Here is a 20131-nt window from a genome sequence, read left to right as displayed (position 1 = left end):
GCATAATTCTTGTTCGAATAAAATGTGTCAAGTGATATTGACAAAACCATTTTAAAGAACGGATAAGTCCTGTCGTGTATCGGAACAACACGAATACCACTTTCGGTCTTGCTCTCCGCCACCTTGAAGCAATGCTCTTCGATGTTGACATTCTCACGTTTCAGGTCAAGCAGCTCGGACACACGAACACCGCTGTATATCAGCATCATTACGATCTGTGCGTAGAGATTGCTTTCCTGCAACCACAGAGCATCTATTTCTTCCCTGCTGAAAGGAGAATGGTCTGTCTTGTTCGGGTTCTTGTCCTTGAACTTGATAATATCCACATACTCAGAGTAATCTTTCATGCAGATCTCATACTTCATGGCATACTCATACATCTGGCTGAACAGTACTTTCAGCTTACGGAGTGTGGGATAGTTCTTACCGCAGTTGTCCACAACGCCCTGCAAGTCTGTTAGCTTTAATTCCTTGAATACTCTGTCGTGCAGGGGTTCACAGGTATTATACGATGCTTTGTAGGCTTTTGCGTTACTATCCAGATCGTGGAGGTTTTTCTGCCGACCACTTCTCAAAGACTTCGGCAAAGGTGATCTTGGAAGCTTCAATGTCATAGGGATTCTTATTGTAGACCATGAGCATTTCAAGCCCTTTAGCCATGGTCGGAGCATAGCCGATAGTGATGTATTGCTGCTTACGCTTGCCTGTCTCGGTATCAATATCCCAGCCGACTGTCTTGCGGACGATGTAGGGATTCAATGCCAACAACTTAAGCGTAATTGGCATTGCACCCCTCAGACCCCGAATCTGAATAAAAGAAAAAGAGATTTTTATGAGAAAAAAACGAATAAAAAAACAGAAAAACAAGCGTGACATTTTCCTGAAAATCAGAGTCACCGATGAAGAGCTTGAAGCGTTCAAGCGTAAGTATAAAAACAGCGGGATGCGAACTTTTTCAGGTTTTGTAAGAGCTATGTTGTTGGACGGTTATATCGTTCATTTCAATGAAGATAAACTTCATGAAATATACCGTCTTGCAACTTCCATTTCCAACAATATCAATCAGATCATTGTTCAGGTTAGCAGCAACGATAATTCTTTCGATAGCGACTTTGCTGAGATCAAAGAGAAGATGGCACAGATATGGCAGCCGCTGAACTATTTTTACATGTAAAGTTTTGCAGCTGAGACACTGAATGAATACAATGCGCACTGCACTGGATTTTATCTTCTTTTTGCTGCGCTCTTCACAAAAATAATTACAATCATTTCGCAGAGCTAGACTCTGGAATATTTATCCGCTATAATGGATTCACAACAATGATTTATGGAGGCGATTTTTATGTTTAAAATACCTGAACTCGCAATGCCGAGAACACGCAAGGTCACGACCATCTGCGACGGTAAGAAAGAGGTCTGGGACGATTACGAAGAAACGAAGAATTTCTTTCTCAAGCAGATGATGACTACATAGGGTGAGGAACGTGACCGAGTAGAGTGTATTTACATTCAGCTCATACACGGGTTGGAGGAGTGTTCGGACGAGGATGAATAAGAGAAGATAATTAAGAACTCTCGGCTGAATCTACTGGGAGTTCTCTTTTTTAAAAAATGAATAAATACTTGATCTCGAAAACGAATTGTGATATAATATATACAATAAATGACTTTTCGGTTTTATTATATTGTTGGAATTTCAAGAACAGGGAGTGATAGTATGGCAGGCAGAAGAAAAGATATTCCAAAAGGAATGCCAAATTACAGCGATCTTATTAATCCAACCCTTGAAGCTTTGCAAGCTCTTGGAGGATCTGCAACTATTAATGAGATTTATTCCGAAGTAATCAATAATATGCATTTATCTGAGGTTATAATTGATTTTCCCCACTCTGATAAATCAAGTCAAACAGAGATACAGTACAGATTGGCCTGGGCAAGAACCTATCTTAAAATATATGGTATCATTGAGAAAACTCAGCGTGGGGTATGGGCGATTTTGCCAGAACATAAAGATCTGCATCAAATTAATGTAGATGATTGTGTAAATACAGTCCGTAGTCTTTCAGCAGATAAGAAAGATACACATAATGATCCAAAAAAAGATAACAATCTTGAAGATGATGGCATCGAGTTCCCTGATGAGAATAAACCTTGGCGAGAAAGACTGCACAATATCTTGCTTTCAATGAACCCATTTGCCTTTGAACGATTAGCACAGCGAGTGTTAAGAGAATCTGGTTTCTATGAAGTAGAAGTAACGAAAAAAACAGGGGATGGCGGAATTGATGGCTACGGGAGAGTAAAAATAAATGGTATGTTCAGCTTCAAAGTCGCTTTTCAATGCAAACGATACAGTGGAAGTGTCCCTTCAAGCGATATCAGAGATTTCAGAGGTTCTTTAACTACTGATATTGAAAAGGCTTTGTTTATTACAACAGGATCATTCTCAAAGCCTGCCCAAGATGAAGCGATGACGCCAGGAAAAATCCAGATTGACCTTATTGATGGCGAGGACTTGATTAATAGACTTGCAGAGTTTAAAATTGGTCTGACTCCTGTAACAGAGTATGAAATTGACGAGAAGTATTTTTTGCAAATATAAATCCTCCTGCATCGCCACAAATCGAGCAGGGTAACTAACATATAACTAACAAAACAGCCTTAAAACAACGTAATACTGTGAATGCACTTTATCAAAGAGATAATTTCATTCTCATTTATCAAACCGTTTCGCAGAAATGCGAAGCGGTTTTTTTTATACCCGATCCTAACTGTCAAAATGCACAACCAAAACATCTGTTCGTTGTCAATTTAGCTGAATATCCCCCTGCTTATTGTAAATAACAGCAAAATATGATATAATTATTACTGATAAATTAACTTTTAGGAGATAACTGCTATGACGAATGAATACATAAAACCGCCCGTTGAGATACGCTACAAAAATGAACTTGACGCCTTGAAAAGTGTTGATATTGGTAAAAAGCCTGAAAATTGGGTGCTGTCGCCAAAGGCAGTGCGAACATTCATATTAGGAGGAAGCATCAAAACTACCGATGGCAAAATGCAGATAAAGCGCAAATTCTATGGCAATGACGCACTTGTTGAGCGCTGTATAATCACCCTTGCTGGAAATCGCGGACTTATGCTGGTGGGTGAGCCAGGCACTGCTAAAACTATGCTCTCTGAGCTTCTCTCTGCTGCCTGCTGCGGCATAAGCACGAACACAGTTCAGGGTACGGCAGGAACTACCGAAGATATGATAAAATATAGCTGGAACTATGCCATGCTTCTTTCAAAAGGTCCGTGCCGTGAAGCCCTTGTGCCTGCCCCCCTGCTCATAGGCATGGAACAAGGCATTTTCGCACGATTTGAGGAAATAACTCGTACCCCTGCAGAAATCCAAGATAGCCTTATTTCTGTAATGAGCGACCAGATACTCAATATCCCTGAGCTTGAAAACGAAGGAATTGTTTTCGCCAAGCAAGGATTTAATATAATCGGTACTGCAAACACCCGTGATAAGGGCGTAAATGAAATGTCAGGTGCTTTGAAAAGACGTTTCAATTTTGAGACTGTCGAGCCTGTTCGTGACGTAAGGCTCGAAAAAGAGATCATTATCCGTGAAGCACAAGACCTTGCAAAAACAGGTCATATCGACCAGCCTATAGACACCGACGCTGCTGAACTTCTTGCTGTCACATATCATGAGCTTCGTGAGGGCGTTACCTCAGAGGGAACAAAGCTTGAAAAACCAAACGCCGTTATGAGTACAGCCGAAGCTGTGTCCGTTTTCTATCAAACTATGAGCAGTGCATATTATTATGGTGACGGAAAAACTGATCTCAAAGAGCTTACGCAGAATCTTTTAGGAGCAGTTTGTAAGGAAAACAAAGACGACCTTGAAAAGCTCAAAAGCTATTTCAGGATCGCTGTTAAGGAAAAAAGTGCAAGTGAGGGAGGCATATGGACAGAATATCTGGATACAGCCAAGTATCTGAAATAATACCTTTTGACTATTCTCAGCCATTTCTGCTTTTTCCTGTAAGACACCACAGCCCTATCTGCTCGTGGCAGCTCATCAGAGCAATTAAAGAATATCAGCCCGATGTCATACTTATAGAGGGTCCTGAAAACGCCAATGATATGATAGGTGTGTTGACGGACGAGAGAACAAAACTCCCTGCGGCTTTCTATTATTACTACAAGGACAGAAAAAAGCTTATCAGTGATGAAGCCGAGGACTATAAATGCTACTACCCTTTTATCTATGCTTCACCTGAGTATAACGCTCTGAAAACAGCCGCAGCCATGGATATAGAAGCACGCTTTATAGATCTTCCCTACAGCGAGATACTTATTACCACAGCCGTAAATAAAGGCCTTCGCAGTAATAAGGACAAACACAGCTACACTGATGACAGCAGACTTATATACAGCAAATTCTGCAAAAAGCTTTGCGAGAAAACAGATCTAAGGACCTTTGAAGAGTTCTGGGAGAAGTATTTTGAGATAGAGGGACTCAGACTATCTGTACAAGATTTTGTACAGCAAATGTACACCTACTGCATTATCACACGAAATGACGAAACAGAAGATGATCTTGCGGCAGACGGCACTCTTGCAAGAGAAAACCATATGGCTCTGCGTATCAAAGAAGCACTTAAAGATAACAAAAAAGTCCTTGCTGTAACAGGCGGATTCCACAGTTTGGGACTTTATGAGCTTTTGAAAAGTGATAATACTCAAAAAGAAAAGCTTCACAAGCTCTCTCAAAAAGATGAGGGCTGTTTCCCCGTAGCTTATTCTTATGAAGCAGCAGACGCTCTCAGTGGATATGCCTCTGGTATCCAGCGTCCTTATTTTTATGATTGCGTGATGAACAAGCTAATTCACTGCGATGACCCGGCAGGTGTTTATAGCGACACAGTTCTTGACCTGCTCATAGGCACAGTGAGAGCCTGTGATAAACATGATATCCCAGTGTCAATGGCTGACGCTTCCGCAGCGCAGTCTATGATGAGTGGACTTGCCGCACTTCGTGGCTGTCATGAATGTGGACTTTACGAGCTTGAGGACGCCATAATCTCGTCATTTATCAAGGGAGAGAAAACAATATCCTCCGCCCTGCCTATCGACCTTATGCACAAACTTGCCACAGGCGACAAGACAGGTCATATAGGTGATATAAACCACGTTCCTCCGCTTATCGCTGATTTTGAAGAACAGTGTAAAAGATTTCGACTTAAAATAAAAACAGTAACCCCTAATAAGACGGAAGTTTCACTTTTTACCACTGCAAACGGCATGGAACTAAGCAGATTTTCCCACAGAATGGTGTTTCTAGGCACAAACTTTGCCCAGCGAACAAAAGGACCTGATTTGCATAGGCGAAAAGACAGAAGCCGTGTCCGTGAAGAATGGGTATACAAAAAAGTTCCTGCCACAGACGTTGCACTCATAGACCATACTGCCGACGGCTTCACCATTGAAGAAGCCTGCCGCACCTGTGCTTCAAGAACACTTCGCCATGAAAAACACTGTGATGTTGCGGCGCATATCCTTGTGGACTGCTTCCAAATGGGCTTAGAACTCTCTGATGATGACAAGGCTTGTGCCGAGAACATTCTTAACTCAGACGGTGACTTTTTCTCTGTAGGCAGAGGTCTAAGGCATTTTATCACTCTTATGGAACTCCAACAGCTTTATAATACCGAGTTTTCCGCCGCAGAAAATTGTGCAAAGCGGTGCATGACAAAGATAATCACAGCACTGCCTGATATGGCGTCGGTGAAAGACAACCACATTGCAGAATGTGCAGCGATAATGTACGCAATGCAGAAAGCTGTCACTGACGACTTTAGAGAATATCGTCAGGACTATGAAAACGCCCTGCTTTCCCTCTGCGGCAAATCTGATAAAGACCCATTTGTTTACGGCACAGCACTTGGCATACTTTATGCCTTTGACCCCCACCGCCGCAAGCTTGCTGAGCAGGCAATGTCAAGCTATCTCAAAGGCGACAGGAATGTTCAGATACAAGGAGCGGAGTTTCTTCACGGACTTTTCAATGCCGCCCGTGATATCATCATGACGGACGATTCTTTCATCAGAATGACAGACACGCTTATCTGCGGACTTGACTATGACGATTTTATAGAGATACTTCCCTCCATGAAGCTTGCTTTCAGTTGTTTCACCCCATATGAAATACAGCAAACAGCCACCGCTGTCGCAAAGCTTTATGACGCTGACAGTGCTGAGCTACTTGTGGAAAAACCTATGAACGAAAGACTATACAGCTTCGGTGTGGAAATAGATAAAGATATAGTCAAACTTTTGTCTGAGGAGGAAAAGCCATGACAGATGAAAACAAAGCCATATCCATCAACCGCTGGCGGCTCGTGCTGGGCGGAATGTCTGACAAAAGCCTTTCCTTTACCGGTGACAAAGCAGAGATAATAACGTTTCAGGATATGGAAAAGCTACTCGATTATCTCTATAGCCGTGCGCAAGGTGACGATGTAAGGAACGAGAACAGCAGGCAAGGCGGTCAGGGTGGCAGTGTGCTAAACGCCGCAGAATGGATAACAAAAGTCAGAACGCTTTTTCCAAAGCAGACCGCCGATGTGCTTGAACGTCAAGCTTTGGAAAGGTTCAACATGACCGAGCTTCTTACCGATAAAAAGGTTCTTGAAGAAATGAAGCCTGATATAGCGCTGCTTAAAACTATCATTCAGCTCAAACATCTCATGAACGGCGAGGTGTTGCAGGCGGCTGTAAAAATAGCAAAACAGGTGGCAGACGATATCAAACAAAAGCTTGATATGACCATAAAGCGAAGCCTTACAGGCAGGCTTGATAAAAACACATCGTCAGTTATGAAATGCTCTGCAAACCTCGATTTCAAAAAGACTATCCGCCGAAACCTGAAAAACTATGACAAAGCAAGCAACCAGCTTATACTGAAAGATATCTATTTCAGTGGACGTGTGAAAAAGCATAACAAAAAGCGCATTATCATAGCCATAGACGAAAGCGGTTCAATGCTCGGTTCAGTCATCTATAGTGCAGTAATGGCGCAGATAATTTCCGAACTGCCATTTGCAGAGGTGAAGCTCGTCATATTTGATACAAGCATCGTTGACCTCTCAGACCATGCAGACGACCCTGCTCAGACAATAATGAGCGTTCAGCTTGGGGGAGGAACGGATATTGCAAAAGCCCTTACCTACTGCGAAAGCCTTATCGTTACGCCACGTGACACTTGCGTTATCGTGGTAACAGACCTCTACGAGGGTGGCAGTGAAGCACAGCTTATGAACGTCAGCAAAAATATAATCACAAGCGGCGCACATCTCTCATTCCTTACCGCCCTTGATGAAAATGCCGACCCTGCTTATGACAAGGCGACAGGTCAGAAGCTTGCAGATATGGACTCATTCGTTGGCTGTCTTACCCCTGATAAGCTTGGGGATTACATTGGAAAAATATTTGCATAGGAGGTGACATCTTGGACGTAATCGATAAACAGCTTGGCATTGCAAACGAACAATCGCTTATTGAGCTTTCAAACAAGGGCATTTACAAACGTGCGTTGAAGGAATCCAAAAACATGACCCTTTCGGCTGAAAAAATCCATGAATGTTACATAGTAAAATTAGGCGGTGAAACCTGCACCATAAAATCACCTCTTGATGAAAGTCAATGCAGTTGTGTTTCAAGAGGAATGTGCAGGCACATTATCACAGCCATACTGCTTTTGAAAGCACAGCTTCCACAGTACGACGGCGAGGATATCACTCCAGAGGTCATAACCTCCGAGCCTGAACAAGCAGAATTTGAACTTCCCGACCAACCTGAAATAAATTCACTTTCTAAAGATACCCAGAAAAAGATAAAAGGATGTGCCGAACAGTGCATAAAAATAATGTCCGGAATATTTACCAGAGGTCTTGTAAGAGCCGAAGAGAGCGACCCCGATAATTTTGAGCTTGCCGCAGTTTCCTGCCACGCTTTGAGAATGGCTGAGGCAGAAAGACAAATGCGTGAACTTGGCAGCCGACTTAAAGACTGTGTTTCAAGGCGAGCTTCATTCAGTCCGCAGGTATTCACTCACAAAATGTTTGAATATGCTGACAGCATGAACAAGCTTATAAAAGCCGACATCACAGAAGAAATGCTCGGCACCTTCCGCAGAGAATACACCGACTATGAGGGGGCGCTCCAACTCCTGCCTATAGGCACAAGAAATGTCAGTGGCGAATACACTGGCTATATCTACTATTTTCTAAATAAAGACAGAACATCTCACCAGCGCTTTCTAACCTACAGCGATCTGCGCCCCACGTTCTATGAAAGAAAGTCAAGACGATTTGCCGAAAGCACAACTGTATGGGATCTTGACAGCTCTCTAAACAGCTATATGTGCACAGAGCTGAAGCTTAAAAACGCCAAGGTGAGCATGGGGCATTTGTCCTCATCGTCAAAGACCAACGCCATAGGCGCAGGTCCTGCACAGCTAAACTGTTTTGCCCTCCGTGAGCTTATTGTCAGCGATTTCAAAGAGCTTGCGGAAAAGATCTCCGCAAACAAAAGCGACGAGGAGACCGACCGACTTTATTTCGTTCACCCCAAAGAGTGCGTCGCTTCATATTTTGACAAGCACACTCAACAGCAGATTTTTATTATAAAAGACGGCTGTGATAGGCAAATATCAGTCACCGCAAAATACACAGCAGAAAATCGTGAATTTATTTCCACGCTTGAAACCATAGGTGGCAAAATGCTAAAAGAGAAGCACAAAAACTACGTCCTGCTGGCTCAGGGATATATCGACCACGGCAGGCTAACGCTTTTCCCAATAGAGGTCTATGATTTTATTGATCCGCCTGACAATGTTCCTGTACCTGTCGAGAATGATACAGACCAAGACTATGGAATGTGTAGTGAGCTTCTTGACGCCACCGAAGAAACCGACAAGAGGATAGTCACGGCAATGGAGTGCGGAGTGAACTCTGTTATCGCAGACGAACACGCTCAAAGCATACGCCAATGCGGACTTGAAGAACTTGCAAAACGTTATGAATGCTTCACAAAGCTGTGCGAAAATGCAAGACACACCACCGCAGACAAAAGCCTTGATATCTTCACTGCCGCAGGCAACACAATGCGGTATATCAGACTTTGCACACAAAAATTAGCACTATTCAGTGCGATAAATAATATGGAGGAGAAAAAATGATCTACAATGAAAGCACCAAAAGCTTTATAAAGCTTGAAACCGCCTTAAAGGAGCTTGGTTTTGACCAGCAGACCATAGACCTTGCCCTTGAATATCTTGACATCACAAAGCCTAGAAACAATGACCTGATGAGAAAAATTATAACAAGATACTATCCAAAACTCATGCAGTATAGTTATCGTGAAAAGCTTATCAAAGCTGTAAAAAGTGAGATATCAAATTCAGATAGTGAGGAGCTTAAAGACCGTTATATTATTTTCAGTTCAATGGCAACGGGTCCATATTTCCGATATATGACAGAAGCGCTGTCTGGCAATGCCTATATATATTCCGAAAACAAAGCCATGTATATGAAGCCGCTCACTGATTTTTATGGTGAGAACGCAGAAGCAGTCTGGATATCAACAGAGATATCACACAGATCAGATCAATCCATACACTACGTTTTCACTGTAAATCCTGTCTATTCTGCAGACGATGCCATAAGAACATTCAACTTCGTTAGCCCTGACGATATCATAGCACAGCTTCTCCTGTGCGTTTACGCATTGGACGCAACCCAACTGCCTAAAAAGAGCCTGCTCGGCAAAACAAAAATTCCTGATACAGCCGAAATTGCCATAAAAAAGCTTTGCGAAGTGGTCGAAAAAAAGCCCAAAACAACTACAGCCGTTTTCTGTCTTTTTCTTGCCGCATATGCAGAAGCGTCATATTTTGCAAAAGAATATCGTGCATTTTTTGATAAGAACATTGTGAAATACTGCGACAATCTTACCCAAGGGCTGATATATATGAAGCTTTCCACCAACAGGATATTCGACCTTATCGAAGCTCAACCACAGTGTCTTACAGATAGATACATTCTGCACTTTGTCAAATTACCTGACAAAAACGGAAACTACCCTGTGCAAATGGTAAAGCTCGCAAAAGATCACCCCGATATCTTCATACAAACAATGAAGAACGCTCGCTTTGATCTAGGCATAATAATGGAGAAAATGCTCAAAGCCACTGACCCGAATTATGATGCAAAGGCAGTAGGTCTTAAAGCCGCCCAGCAGGAACATATCTCAAAAAATATAGCCGAGCATTTCAAACACCGTGACGAGATATACGCATATATCACAGGCAAAGCCGAATTAGACACCATACTCCCTTTTGCAGACGAAGAATCCTGTAATGGCGGACATCAGAATATGAATTATGTTGGCGAATATGGCGAGGACGATTTTATAATCCGCTGTATCGCCGCCCTTTCCATAGGTGCTACAAAGGATACGAACGACCCGCTCAAGCTTATAGACAGAGAACTTCAACATGATACCGAGTTCACCGTCCGTGCAATGATAAAAGCAGGACTGCCTATTGAGATAATCATACGGGCACTGGGCTGGCAGACAGAGAACTCTTACTTCAAAGAGGATATTATCAAAAAGATCACGGCTATCATGCCAGAATTTAAAGACAAAGCCTCCATTATTGACGTAAGTAAAATGGCTGTGTCCAGCCGACTTTTGTATATCAGGCTTCTTGATATCGCAGACAGCAACAAGTACAAAGACGAATTTTTTGCCCTTTGTGATGATAACAGTAAGGTAATAAAAGCAGAGCTTGTGAAAGTTATATCCACCCACAAGGATTGGCACGATGATGTTTGCAAACTTCTTGCTCAGAAAAAATCAGCCAAGCGTGAAACTGCACTTATGATAATCGAAAATCAGGGAGCTGACGCCTACCGCACAGAGCTTGAAAAAGCCTATGCCACAGAAAAATCCGACAAACTAAAATCAAAAATATCTGAACTTTTGGGCAGCGAAGCAAAGCCTGCCGAAATATCAGATGAAGACCTTGTAACTGCGCTCACCAAAGGCACAAAAAACAAGAAAGTTCTCTGGCTTTTTGAACAGCCTTTTGCACCTGTTCACTTCACCGATGATACAGTCGCAAAGGATATCTATTTGCAGGCTCTCCTGCTTACATATGCAAACGCCGTCGAAGGTACCCTCCCACCCGAGGGCAAGACACTTGCCCAGAAGCTCAAAGCTGACGAGCTTGAAATATTCGCCCTTGAAGTCTTGAGCCGCTGGCTTGAAAAAGGTGCAGAAGCGAAAACAAAGTGGACAATGTATTTTGCGGCCATTTACGGCGGTGATGAAGCAATAAATTGCCTGACGGATTACATAAAAGAATGGTCGAAACAGTCATTAAATATGCGTGTTGCCCTTGCGGTTAAAGCCGTCAATGCCGTAGCTCTGAACGGCAGTTCCTATGCACTTATGACTGTAGACAATATTTCAAGGAAATATAAGAGCCGTGCGGTCAGAGCTGCCGCAGTTGACGCACTTGCCAATGCCGCTAAACAGCTTGGCTTGACAACGCAGGAGCTTGCGGACAAGATAGTACCTGACATGGGCTTTGACGAGAAAATGTGCCGCACCTTTGATTTTGGAAGCAGAAAATTCTCCGTTTATCTCACTCCACAGCTTGATATAGAAATATTCGAGGGCGAGAAAAAGCTTAAAAATCTCCCTAAAATAGGCGTTAATGACGACCCTGTCCTCGCAGAAAAGGCTACTGCTGATTTCAAGGAAATGAAAAAGCAAATGAAAACTGTTGTTGACGCACAGAAACAGCGTCTTGAATATGTGCTTATGCTTGACCGTAAGTGGACAGCAGAAGCTTGGAAAGCTCTCTTTGTAAAAAATCCTCTCATGCACTGCTTTGCGATAGGTCTTATATGGGGTATTTACGAAAATGGCTGCCTTAAAACTTCGTTCCGTTATCTTGACGACGGCAGCTTTACAAACTCAGATGATGATGAGATAGAGCTGTCCGAGGTTATGCAGATAGGGCTTGTTCACCCGCTGGAGCTTACTGAACATGAAAAAGAAGCTTGGCTGGAACAGCTTGATGATTACGAGATAATACAGCCATTCGACCAGCTAAGAAGAAAGGTATACAAAGTAGCGGAAATCGATAAGAATAAGACCGCCTGCGAGATCTTCAAGAATACCGAGATCACGAACACCACTCTAGTCAACCGCATGACCAAAGCAGGCTGGTATAAAGGTCAGGCACAGGACGCAGGCTTTTTCTATGAGTTCATAAGAAATGATATCTCGAGCAAGGAGAAAGATCCCGACGGCAAGCTCGTCAACATAGGCATGACCGCCGAGCTTAAATTCTCAGGAACATACATCGGCTATTACGAGATAGAGGACGTGACCGTGGAAGAGCTTTACTTCCGACTTCCCGACGCTGCATACAATGACAACATGAAACTTGGCGATGTCAATCCAAGATACTACAGCGAAGTTATCTTACAACTTAAAAAAGCTATAAACAAGTAGGCATAACAAAAGGCAGTTCTGATTTTTTTCAGAGCTGCCTTTTGCTTATTTATTTTCCACAGGAAGTCCGTGATCTCCTGCAATGTGTCTGCCTGCCTTGTTCACACAATATATGCAAACAGGAACTATGTATAAGCAAGCCGCTATCCATGCCGCCTGATCTGTGAAGCAGATCGCAAGATAACCGAATTTCGGCACAAATATCATACTTACAGAAATTCGAGCTATCATTTCCGTCACTCCTGAGAATATAGCAAGTCCAGAATATCCAAGACCCTGCGTACACATTCTGCAAGTGTTGAGTATACCGAGCGTCCAATAGAAAAAGCCTGCGCAGAAAAGATATTTGGCTGAAGCAGTAAGCACTGCTGCGTCTGACTTATTCACAAAGATAAGCGAAAGCTCTCTGCCAAAGAATATAAGTACAATACCGGCTATTACTCCATATGTCATGCCAACGCCAACTCCAATGCGTATACCCTTTTTGATACGCTTGAGATTTCCTGCACCGAGATTTTGGCTTGCAAAAACAGATGCACCTGTTGCAAAAGCGTCATAAGGACACATTGTGAACTGCTTTATCCTCGCCGCAGCGGTGAATCCTGACACATAAATGCTTCCAAGCTTGTTGTTAGCCGACTGCATGACCATTGAGCCGATAGCCGTTATGGAATATTGAAGTCCCATAGGAAAGCCCATTATTATAAGGTTCAGCACCGCAGGCTTTGACATCACTCTGTCCTCTTTGGTAAGTTTAAGCACGCTGACCTTTTTCATGATAAATACAGCACATAGTATTCCGCTTATCGCCTGAGCAACGACAGTAGCGATAGCCGCACCCATGCAGCCCCACCTAAACACGATAACACACACAAGGTCAAGTGCAATGTTCAAAACCGTTGATATAGCAAGAAATACAAATGGCGTTTTGCTGTCGCCAACAGATCGCAATACGCTTGAAAGCAGGTTATACAAAAGTGTGAACGGTATGCCAAGAAATATCACCAGAAGATATTTATATGCGTCATCAAAAATATTCGACGGAGTTGAAAGAAGCTTCAATATCTCACTACAAAGCACCGCACAAACTGTTGTCAACACAAACGCAGTAACGGCGGTTATAACAATAGAATTGTAAAAATACTGTTTCAGCTTTTTTATGTCCCCTGCTCCGAAATGTCTTGCAATAGGCACGCCAAAGCCGCAGGCTGTTCCCATGCAGAAACCAAGCACCAAAAACTGCACACTGCTTGAAGCTCCGACACTTGCAAGAGCGTCAGAACCAAGAAATCTACCCACGATGGCAGCGTCAATAAGATTGTATGTCTGCTGTAACAAATTTCCTAAAAGCAGAGGAAGCGCAAAGCTCATTATAAGCTTGAACGGACTGCCCGTTGTCATGTTTTTTGTCATTACTTTTCCTCCAAAAATCTAACTATTACATTTATCATCTTTAATTTTTACTATCACATTCTATCATCAATATATGAAAAAATCTATAACACAAATTAAATTTACTTTTGTGATTTTAAACAAATATAATAACAAAAAACATACATATTGCACATAAAAAAGGCAAGCATATTTCAGCTTGCCTTTGTGTAGCTTACGCTTTATACGTTAAATCTGAACAGAACGATATCGCCGTCCTGCATAACGTAATCCTTACCCTCAAGACGAACAAGACCCTTTTCCTTAGCCGCCGTCATAGAGCCACAGCTCATAAGATCGTCAAATGAAACAACTTCAGCTCTGATGAAGCCCTTTTCAAAGTCAGTGTGTATCTTTCCTGCCGCCTGTGGAGCTTTAGTTCCCTTTTTGATAGTCCAAGCTCTTACCTCAGGTTCGCCTGCTGTCAGGTATGAAATAAGACCAAGAAGCGAATAGCCCTCCTTGATTATTCTGTTAAGACCTGAAGTTTCAAGACCGAGGTCTGCAAGGAACATTTCCTTGTCCTCGTCGTCCATGTCAGATATCTCAGCCTCTATCTGCGCGCATATCGGGAACACAGCCGAGCCTTCGGCTTTTGCGATCTCGCAAACTTCCTTGTAATGCTCGTTGCTTTCGATATTGTTTCTGAAATCATCTTCACAAAGGTTAGCCGCATAGATAACAGGCTTAAGTGAAAGAAGCGGTGTTTCTTTAAGTATCTCCAGCTCGTCCTCTGTCATGTCATAAGAACGTGCAGGCTTGCCGCTTTCAAGATGCTCTTTGAGCTTTTCAAGGAACTCTACAGCAGAAGCAAGAGATTTATCGCCTTTCATTGCCTTTTTAGTTCTGTCAAGCTTTCTCTCGATAAGCTCAACGTCAGAGAAAATAAGCTCCAAATCTATAGTTTCAATGTCTCTGCGAGGATTGATAGAGCCGTCAACATGAATGATGTTAGGGTCGTCAAAACATCTTACAACGTGAACGATAGCGTCCACCTCTCTTATGTTTGAAAGAAATTTGTTTCCAAGTCCCTCGCCCTTTGAAGCACCCTTTACAAGACCTGCAATGTCAACAAATTCAAGTGTTGCAGGAGTAAACTTTACAGGGTGATACATCTCAGCCAGCTTGTCAAGTCTTTCATCAGGCACCGAAACAATGCCCACATTCGGTTCGATCGTGCAAAACGGATAGTTCGCAGATTCTGCACCCGCATTTGTGAGTGCATTAAAAAGTGTTGATTTTCCTACGTTAGGAAGTCCTACCATGCCAAGTTTCATATCAATATACGCCTTTCGTTAAAATTTTACGCCATCATGGTCAAAATCATCTTCATCATCAAAGTTATAATCATCATAATACTCTTCAGGGTCAAAATGATCGTTACAGCCACCCTTGTCTATCTTGTTGTTACAACCGATAGTAACGCCTTTCTTGATAGGCGAAACAAACAGACCAATTATAACGCCAAGGAGAAAAAGTGCAAGACCTTTCCAAAAATAGCTTACTGTGCAGTTATTTTCAGTATCGCAGTTTTCTTCAAAAATATCCATAATAATACCTCCGTCTATTCTACTGATTTTAAAGATTCTACCATATCTATCTTTTTAAGCTTGAAATGAAGAACCAAATTAACTATAAATGCAAATGCCAATGTGAGCAATGCACCAAGCACATACGCCCACCAAACAAGCTGTCTGTTGAACAGCACAAGGTCGACCTCAGAAGTTATCACAACAAAATAGTGCAGTATCTTTCCTGCCGCAAGACCCACGATAATGCCCACAATCGTCGATATCAGATTTTCTCTGTAAATATACGCTGAAGTCTCACCGTCATAGAATCCAAGCACTTTTATTGTCGCTATCTCACGAACACGCTCAGTTATGTTTATGTTTGCCAAATTGTAAAGCACCACAAAAGCCAAGCCTCCCGCGCAAACGATGAGCAAAATAACGATAGCGTCAAGGCTGTCCACAGAATTAAGGAAACCTCTGCTTGAATCATTTTTAAAGCTTATTCCATAAAACTCGTCATTTGAAATAAGCTGTTCCTTGAAAGAGTTTTCATCAGTGTCTTTCTTTAGGTCAATAAAAGAAAGATTATAAACAGGCTTCTCACCGTATACACTTTCAAAATCATCAGGAGTGATGTAAATATAATGCAAAGCATAGTTCTTGCTTACTCCGCCTATCTTGAACTCTTTCTCCTCATGACCACTGAGCTTTATAGTAATAGTGTCACCCGTTTTCAGGTCAAGAAGTTTTGCAAGCTTTTGTGTTATGATAACAGAACCGCTTTTCACTTTAAGGTTTGATCCATTCTCAGCAGATACAAGATCGATATAATCTCCCATATTTTCAGGAGCTTTCGGCACGATCATAGAAACAGACTGGTTTTCACTTTCATTTTCTGCAATGCCATCTATACTCTGCATAAGCATAGATTTGTCTACCTGTGCGATACTGCTTATCTTGTCCTCCAACTGTTTCTCGTCAAAATCAGCCGAATTAAGTACCGCGATCCCATCATACAGAAATATTTCATTGAATTGCTTTTCGGCAATAGTCTTTATAGAATATTTCAAACCAAAACCCGTGACTATCAGCGCCGTACAGCCTGCCACTCCCACGATCGTCATAAAGAAACGCTTTTTATATCTCAGCAAATTTCTCACAGTGACCTTTGCAAGAAAGTCAAGCCGATTCCATATAAGATCCACACGCTCCAGCAAAACACGCCTGCCATTCTGCGGTGGCTTTGGACGCATAAGCTGTGACGGCTGTGACTTAAGCTCTTTGATACAAGCGTAAAGCACCGCCGAGCAAGTGCAAATAACCGACACCACCAAGCAAAGCACCATATAAACAGGCTTGAACGGTGTGTCAATATCAGGAATGTTATATAAAATATTATAGCAGCTATAAATTATCTTCGGAAAGATCTGCAATCCAACAACAACGCCTATGCAGCTTCCTGCTGATGCCGCTGTTGCTGCATAGAAAAGGTACTTTCCGGCTATTCTTGCCCCACTGTATCCTAAAGCCTTGTATGTACCTATCTGCGTTCTCTGTTCCTCTACCATTCTAGTCATTGTGGTCAGGCACACAAGCGCCGCCACAAGAATAAAAAACACAGGAAACACCTTTGCGATAGAGTCGACCTTCTGAGCGTCCCCATAAAAGGAACTATAATCAGAGCTAGCCTCAAATCTGTCATACTGATAGAATGCAGGCGTTTTAACGGCTTCAAGTTCTTTTTTCGCTCCGGCTATCTCATCTTCTGCCGCCGCAAGCTGACCATTATATTCATCAAAAGCTGCCGTACTTCCTGTCTTTTTGTCTTGAAGAAGCTTTCCTGCCACTTCTTCAAGCTGTTGTGCTTTTAAAAGCTGTGACCTTGCAAGATACTTTGCACTAGAACCACTCTGTTCAGCCTTATCATAAGCCTCCTGAGCTTCCTCTACCGACTTCTGCGCCGTTGACAAAAGCTCCGTAAGCTGATTTTCGTCGCAGGCAAGCGCCTGTTTCAAGATGTCAACTTTCTCCTGAGCGACATCAATACTGTCCTGAGCGTCACTGCTTAGTTTTTCAAACCTTGCGTTAACACTGTCCTCAAAAAACTCCACCGCCTGAACGCTCTTATCTTTCACAGCCTGCTTGTACTCGTCGGAAAACGGGTCAAGCTCGTCAGTGCCTTTGAATTTCACATAAAGCTCAGTATAATAATCGCACACAAACTCGCTTTCAGACACAAAAACGTTGCTTACTACAGTTCCGTTGCCCACTGTGGTCGCATCACGCTCATAGCCGATATAAAGTGGCGAAGCCACGATACCAACTATCCTATATGTGTCAGTTGCCAAAGTATCAGTTATATTTTTTGACGAGTCAGGCTCGTCGATCTTTATCTCTCCGCCCACCTTAAATGTGTCAGGCGAACTCATTTTTACCTCTACTGCACACTCACCCTTTTTTTCAGGCAACCTGCCCTCTAGTAAAACAGGCTTATCAAGATTATTAGGGCTGTTTTCATCAACAACATTGTTGAAGGACATGAATTTCAGCACAAGGTTTTGATTTTCATGATAGTAGAAAACGTCCTTAGAATATCCCGCCATAACGCCCTGAACATCATCGGCTTTTTTCACAGCCTCAACGTCCTCAGACTTAACGCCTATAGACGACATTAACTTAATATCCATAAGTCTGTTATCACTGAAATATTTCTCCGCCGTGTCTATCATATCAGGCATAGTCGCCTTGATACCAGAGAAAAATCCACAGCCAAGAAGAACTATCAGAAAAATAGAGAGAAATCTGCCCAACGATTGCCTTATCTCTCTGACAGTATCCTTTTTCAATGCACTTTTCATGACAGACCTCCCCTTGTAAAATCATTCTTCCCCGTCACTATCCGAAAAATCATCAAGACCTATCCTGCCCGATAGAATAAAATAAACAATCGCCGCAAGGACAAAAACGACAGGAGCAAAAATTATAATAGCTTTTTTAGCCCACTCAACCCCCAACGCTCCCGCAAGCATAAGACCCAGCACTCCTGAAATATCAAAAAACAAGATACAAAAATACGTCCTAAGTGCCGATACCGCAGGTGCAGTGTCCCCATCGGGGTCAGCTTTATCACTGAAAATATTTATCCTGCCTGCTGAAAACACAAGCAGAATAAACACCGCCATAGCAAGAAAACTCAGCACAAGATCCACCACATAAGGCTTTGTCCTGCCTGCCGTCATGCCCACTATCAGCACAAAGCAATCACACCCCATGCAGAACATTAGAGCCGCCGTATTTACCACAGTAAGCACAAGCTGAAAAGGCGTAAAAGGAACTTTTTTCATTTTATCTTAATCGCCGAACATTTCCTTAGAAAGCCTGCCAAGCTTCTCACAGCCGTCGATTATCTGTTTGTCTGTAGGAGTTGAGAAGTTCAATCTGAATGAAGCTGTCTTGTCAGACTCGCTTACCATGAAAGCATTGCCCGGAACAACGGCTACCTTATATTCTGCAACAGCCTTTTTGCAGAAACCAGTCATGTCACTGCCCTCCGGAAGAGTACACCAAATGAACAGACCGCCCTCAGGTCTTGTGAACTTGATCTGTGAAGAGAAATTCTTCTCGATCTGCTCTATCATAAGTTCGAGCTTATGCTTGTAGATCACTCTCAGCGAAGCAAGATGTGCTTCGATATCATTGTCCTTCATGAAGTTGTAAGCCAGCATCTGCGCCCAGATGTTTGTATGTACGTCAGCCACCTGCTTGCAGACAACTATCTTTCCGATTATCTCCTTTGGAGCGGAAATGTAACCAACTCTTATACCAGGAGCAAGTATCTTCGAGAATGTTCTTGAATACATAACAAGACCGTCCTTGTCCATGCTCTTGATAGACGGGATAGCCTCACCCTTTATTCTCAGGTCGCCGTACGGGTTATCTTCAAGTATCATAACACTGTACTTCTTAGCAAGCTCGTAGATAGCCTTTCTCTTTTCAAGAGAAGTTGTAAGACCAGTAGGATTCTGGAAGTTAGAAATGATGTAGAATACCTTTACCTTGCCTGTAGCGAAAGCCTCTTCAAGCTCTTTCAGGTCAACTCCGTCTTCATGAAGCGTGATACCCTTAAGCTCAACATTGTAAGACTTGAACGCATTAAGTGAGCCTATAAAGCTTGGAGCTTCACAGCAAAGAATGTCGCCTGGGTCGCAGAGAACTTTACAAGCAAGCTCGTTAGCCTGCTGAGCACCGCTTGTGATGATAAGATCATCTCTCTCAGGATCAAATTCACCCTTCTTTTCAAGCTCTTTCTTAAGAAGATCTCTCAACGGAGTGTATCCCTCTGTAAGGCTGTACTGGAGTGCGCCGATAGGATTTTCCTTGAATATCTCTTCTGATATCCTATTAAGCTCGTCCACAGGGAATGCCTCAGGAGAAGGATTGCCTGCCGCAAATGAAATTACCTCTGGGTCAGAAGTAAATTTAAGTATCTCTCTGATAGCAGAAGCCTGCAAATGAGAAACCTTTTCTGAAAACTTATAAGTCATATTTTTTTTACCTCTTTTTCTTAAAAATACATAATATGATTATATCAC

15 protein-coding genes and 1 pseudogene are annotated in these 20131 nt (G+C 42.6%); 8 read left to right on the top strand and 8 right to left on the bottom strand.

Annotation, left to right across the window (positions count from 1 at the left end; genetic code table 11):
• Window positions 1-575, bottom strand: a 575-nt coding sequence (locus DWW81_RS11725; RefSeq protein ID WP_243004745.1) for a tyrosine-type recombinase/integrase, incomplete at its 3' end; no start/stop codon positions are given.
• Window positions 535-765 (bottom strand): hypothetical protein, encoded by a 231-nt coding sequence (locus tag DWW81_RS13630; RefSeq protein ID WP_243004744.1) that lies wholly within the window; start codon window positions 763-765, stop codon window positions 535-537. The genes DWW81_RS13630 and DWW81_RS11725, both read right to left, overlap by 41 nt.
• Window positions 766-832: 67 nt before the next feature.
• Between DWW81_RS13630 and DWW81_RS11720 the strand changes: the two genes are divergently transcribed.
• The 8 genes and pseudogenes from DWW81_RS11720 to DWW81_RS11685 all read left to right on the top strand — a co-directional run bounded on the left by DWW81_RS11720 (window position 833) and on the right by DWW81_RS11685 (window position 12594).
• Entirely contained in the window at window positions 833-1174 is a 342-nt protein-coding gene (locus DWW81_RS11720; RefSeq protein ID WP_242991663.1) for a plasmid mobilization relaxosome protein MobC, read from the top strand.
• A 168-nt stretch (window positions 1175-1342) separates the two neighbouring features.
• Window positions 1343-1555, top strand: a pseudogene (locus DWW81_RS11715) (hypothetical protein).
• A gap of 162 nt (window positions 1556-1717) precedes the next feature.
• Window positions 1718-2602 carry a restriction endonuclease gene (locus DWW81_RS11710; RefSeq protein ID WP_117897990.1) on the top strand — a complete coding sequence of 295 codons (885 nt, stop codon included), beginning with the start codon at window positions 1718-1720 and terminating at the stop codon, window positions 2600-2602.
• Window positions 2603-2899: 297 nt separating this feature from the next.
• Entirely contained in the window at window positions 2900-4006 is a 1107-nt protein-coding gene (locus tag DWW81_RS11705) for an AAA family ATPase (protein ID WP_117897989.1), read from the top strand.
• The gene (locus DWW81_RS11700) at window positions 3967-6363 is read left to right on the top strand and encodes a DUF5682 family protein (RefSeq protein ID WP_117897987.1); all 2397 of its coding nucleotides are present in this window, start codon (window positions 3967-3969) and stop codon (window positions 6361-6363) included. The genes DWW81_RS11705 and DWW81_RS11700 overlap by 40 nt, the downstream gene beginning before the upstream one ends.
• A complete protein-coding gene (locus DWW81_RS11695) occupies window positions 6360-7502 on the top strand; it encodes a VWA domain-containing protein (protein WP_117897985.1) in 1143 nt (380 codons plus the stop codon). The genes DWW81_RS11700 and DWW81_RS11695 overlap by 4 nt, the downstream gene beginning before the upstream one ends.
• Before the next feature lie 11 nt (window positions 7503-7513).
• Window positions 7514-9244, top strand: coding sequence for a hypothetical protein (locus DWW81_RS11690; protein ID WP_117897983.1), 1731 nt, complete (start codon window positions 7514-7516; stop codon window positions 9242-9244).
• Window positions 9241-12594 carry a DUF4132 domain-containing protein gene (locus tag DWW81_RS11685; protein WP_117897982.1) on the top strand — a complete coding sequence of 1118 codons (3354 nt, stop codon included), beginning with the start codon at window positions 9241-9243 and terminating at the stop codon, window positions 12592-12594. The genes DWW81_RS11690 and DWW81_RS11685 overlap by 4 nt, the downstream gene beginning before the upstream one ends.
• Window positions 12595-12639: 45 nt before the next feature.
• Here the strand turns inward: DWW81_RS11685 and DWW81_RS11680 are convergent, their stop codons facing one another.
• The 6 genes from DWW81_RS11680 to DWW81_RS11655 form a co-directional block, all read right to left on the bottom strand.
• Entirely contained in the window at window positions 12640-14007 is a 1368-nt protein-coding gene (locus DWW81_RS11680) for an MATE family efflux transporter (RefSeq protein WP_117897980.1), read from the bottom strand.
• A 200-nt stretch (window positions 14008-14207) separates the two neighbouring features.
• Entirely contained in the window at window positions 14208-15302 is a 1095-nt protein-coding gene (gene ychF / locus DWW81_RS11675) for a redox-regulated ATPase YchF (protein WP_041337323.1), read from the bottom strand.
• Between the two features lie 18 nt (window positions 15303-15320).
• Window positions 15321-15575: a hypothetical protein gene (locus tag DWW81_RS11670; protein WP_117897977.1), complete on the bottom strand. Its 255-nt coding sequence runs from the start codon at window positions 15573-15575 to the stop codon at window positions 15321-15323.
• A gap of 14 nt (window positions 15576-15589) precedes the next feature.
• Window positions 15590-18397, bottom strand: coding sequence for an FtsX-like permease family protein (locus DWW81_RS11665; RefSeq protein WP_242989626.1), 2808 nt, complete (start codon window positions 18395-18397; stop codon window positions 15590-15592).
• Window positions 18398-18418: 21 nt separating this feature from the next.
• Window positions 18419-18883 (bottom strand): hypothetical protein, encoded by a 465-nt coding sequence (locus tag DWW81_RS11660; protein WP_117897975.1) that lies wholly within the window; start codon window positions 18881-18883, stop codon window positions 18419-18421.
• Between the two features lie 6 nt (window positions 18884-18889).
• Entirely contained in the window at window positions 18890-20083 is a 1194-nt protein-coding gene (locus DWW81_RS11655; protein WP_117897973.1) for a PLP-dependent aminotransferase family protein, read from the bottom strand.
• Window positions 20084-20131 lie beyond the last annotated feature (48 nt).

The organism is Ruminococcus sp. AF17-1AC (assembly GCF_003461385.1).
Taxonomy (GTDB): Bacteria; Bacillota; Clostridia; order Oscillospirales; family Ruminococcaceae; genus Hominimerdicola; species Hominimerdicola aceti.
The sequence above is the reverse complement of the archived record's forward strand: the minus strand, read 5'-3'. Positions and strand labels throughout refer to the sequence as shown.